The sequence below is a fragment of the Chitinophaga sp. genome (assembly GCF_036566945.1).
Lineage (GTDB): Bacteria > Bacteroidota > Bacteroidia > Chitinophagales > Chitinophagaceae > Chitinophaga.
Map to the genome: position 1 here is coordinate 1 of NZ_DATCVJ010000155.1, position 2,113 is coordinate 2,113.

The window sequence follows — 2,113 nt, forward strand, 5'->3', positions numbered from 1 at the left end:
ACCATACCAAGAGCCATCTTACCCGGATGATTAAGCTGTGAAATCATATCCATGGAAGGGTTACCAGGATTGACAACACTATAACCAGGATCACCACCCAAAAGACCAGTGAGCCAAGAATCGGGTCCGGCAATAGGTCCAATACCCTTCTCCCTAATCCAGTCTGGGAAAAGCTGGTCTACAGGAAATGGATCCGACATAGGACCAGTCTGAATTCCCAACATATTCTGAAGCATATAGTTAGCCTTGGGAAGCGCCATTACCTTACCAGGCTGAGCTACAAGGGATTCCACAATAAGCGGAAACGCCTTACGAGTCCAGCTATAAAACGGGAACATTCGACGCATTACATTACGCTCAAACTTAGTAAGATCCATACCGTCAGGATGCCATTTCCTAACTAGTGCTGCGGCATCTTCCACGGCTGCTTCAAAACTCTTAGGAGACTTCTTAATCGAATCAATGTAATGAGCCAGACGAACGTAATGATCGCGTCCCTCTGAGATAGTGTGGGCCACCTTTTGACCCTTACCACCCAAAGGCTTAAACTTATCCAACGCGGTCATAGCATCATCGGGAATATCTTCAAGAACCCGAGTAGTAGGCAGAATACCATTTTGGAAGGCACTAACGTAAACCATGTCATTGGTTACGTTGGTGCCATTTTTCATTGTAAGAGCAGTTTGCTTACCTGCCGGTGTAGAAGTAGCTCCAGACATTGCAGCCTTAAGAGCTTCCGGACTAGTAAGCTGACTAATACCTGCCAGTCCCTCATAACGACCGCGCTGAGATTGCATAACCCTCAGTGCAGAATTATAAGATCGGGCGGAATTAACACCACCCAGCCAGTTAAAGTAAAGGTCACCAATCATGTTACGGACGTGGTGCGACGGAACATAAATAGTCACACCAGCCTTCCACTTACTAAGCGCCTTATCAAAGAGCTGCATCTGCTTAGAATTTGGAGTGCTAACGTCCTTCAGATTCTTAACGAACTGGTTAATCTGAGAAGCAGCTTCTGGACCAAAGTTGTAATTAGCAAGCCGCGGGTGGTTTACCTTGTGAGTAAATTGACCGCCCCTATTAAGAGTACCCCATCGTGCAGCAATTTCGTCGAACATTACCTTCTCACGAACAGTATGTTCAACTACATTCTGCATCTTAAACATGAACTCAAGAGGCTTCTTAATGTCCCACTTTTCCCAAGAGTTCAGCCAGTTGGCACCATCGTAATACGGGTTAGGCTTATCCTTAGTAGGCTTCTTACCCTTGGCAAACTGATAATCTCCAAGACCAAACCGACGAAGATTTTCGTTAAGTTCCTTCATAAACAACTGTGCTCGACCTGCTACAGAATTTTCCAAAGCAACACTAGGCTTAAGACCAGAAGAACCAAAAAGATTCTCCATAACTTGAAGCATTTCCTTGGCAAGTTCATCAGCAGGCGTACCCGTAACGAGGTCCATACGCCCCTGTGCGCCCTTGAGAGCATCGTTCCACAGGTCTACGTCGTTGACATCGAACTTCTTAGCCAATTGATTAAGGTATTCAGCACGCTTGGCTACAGTGGCTTTAGCAAACGCAGCATTCTTAAGATAGATCGGACGCATATCCGCGTTCTTATATGCAGCGTTAAATCGTGCACCAAGCCATTCTAGAGCACCAGCAGCAGGACCAAACTTAGTACCCAGTACGCTAGGAGTAGGTCCACCAATAGCCTTATTAATCTGCCTGGCTACAGAAGGGGCGCTGCCATACCGTGCAAGAAGCTTAGCTGAAACATCAGGATGCGAAAGAAGTGCATTAGTATTAGTTGCAGGAAAACCATCACCAGGAGCTTTAGGAATAACCATATCTCGTACAGCAGTAGAAGCTCTATTTGCGGCTACAGAAGAGCCGCCAGCAGCCCTAGCAATATCGTCAGCAACCTTAGATGCCACAGTTGTAGCTTCTTCAAGACGTGCAGCACTAAGCGGACCCTTAATCAAATCTTCAAGAGCCTTAGATCCTGCGTTAATACCTTCAATTACTTTACCGCCATCTACCAACGCCTCCCCCGCCTTAAGCTCTTCAATCTTCTGAAGAGTTTCTGCGGACAAAGTTTCAAGCGCGG

The 2,113-nt window shown here is 46.4% G+C and carries 1 protein-coding gene; it reads right to left on the minus strand.

Annotated features, from left to right (window positions below; genetic code table 11):
• The coding region (locus VIP81_RS04560; RefSeq protein WP_331957293.1) for a hypothetical protein at positions 1-2,113 on the minus strand (2,113 nt) is incomplete at both ends.